1 protein-coding gene is annotated in these 1,168 nt (G+C 75.2%); it reads right to left on the reverse strand.

All coding sequences use genetic code 11. From position 1 onward, the window contains the following. Positions 1-1,168, reverse strand: a 1,168-nt coding sequence (locus HLK59_RS50100) for a serine/threonine-protein kinase (RefSeq protein WP_240983112.1), incomplete at both ends; no start/stop codon positions are given.

Below are 1,168 nucleotides of genomic sequence, written 5' to 3' on the forward strand. Positions count from 1 at the left end.
GGCGTGGGGCCGTACGGGAGCTGCGGTTGGCCCGGACCGTTCGGCGCCGGCGGGGGCAGGGGCGGGGGCGTCTGGATGCCCTGTCCCGCGACGGCCGTGGGCAGATGGTTCAGCGGCGGACCCCCGCCGGGCCGGCCCGGGATGGGCGGCGTGTCGTCGGCGGAGGCGGACGCGGAAGCGTGCTCGGGCGAGGCTTCGGCAGAGCCGGCACCAGAGCTTGCGCCGGGGCCCGGGCCCGCGCCGGATTCCGCGCCCGGCCCCTCCGGATCCTCCGCGTCCAGCAACTGCACCGCATGCCGCCCCAGTTGGGCCACCAACGCGCTCGGCAGCCATGGATCACGCGACCGCCCGTCGGACACCGTGTCCTCGGCGCCCGTCCGCTCCAGCACCTGGACCAGCGTCGGCCGTTTCGCCGGGTCCTTCTTCAGGCAGTCGCGGACGAGCTCGGCGATCCCCTCGGGCACTCCCGTCAGGTCGGGTTCCTCCTGGGCGATCCGGAACATCAGGGCGTGCACCCCGCTCCCCCCGGCCCCGAAGGGAAGCTTGCCGGTGGCGGCGTACGCGAGCACCGAGCCGAGGCAGAACACATCGCAGGCCGGCGTAATCCGGTCGCCCCGCACCTGCTCGGGCGCCATGAACCCGGGCGACCCGACGAGCGCGCCGGTCCGCGTCAGCCCTCCGTCGGTCACCGTCTCCAGGGCCCGCGCGATGCCGAAGTCGATGACACGGGGGCCGTCGATCGTCACCAGCACATTGGACGGCTTCAGATCCCGGTGCACGATCCCGGCCGCGTGGATGTCCTCCAGCGCGTGCGCGAGCCCGGCGGCGAGGATCCTCACCGACCGCTCGGGCAGCGCCCCGTGGTCGTGCCCGACGACCTGCTGGAGGCTGGGCCCGGCGACATACCCGGTGGCGACCCAGGGCACGGCGGCCTCGGTGTCGGCGTCGAGGACGGGCGCGGTCCAGTACCCGCCGACCTGCCGGGCGGCCTGCACCTCCTGCCGGAACCGGGCCCGGAACTCCTCCTGTGCGGCGAGTTCCTCGCGCACCAGCTTGACGGCGACGGTACGGCCCCGGTCCGAGCGGGCGAGATACACCTGCCCCATCCCGCCGGCCCCGAGCCGCGCCAGCAGCCGGTACGCCCCGATCCTCTGCGGATCCCCCGCCC

This window comes from Streptomyces sp. S3(2020), assembly GCF_013044505.1.
In the GTDB taxonomy this organism is placed as follows: domain Bacteria; phylum Actinomycetota; class Actinomycetes; order Streptomycetales; family Streptomycetaceae; genus Streptomyces.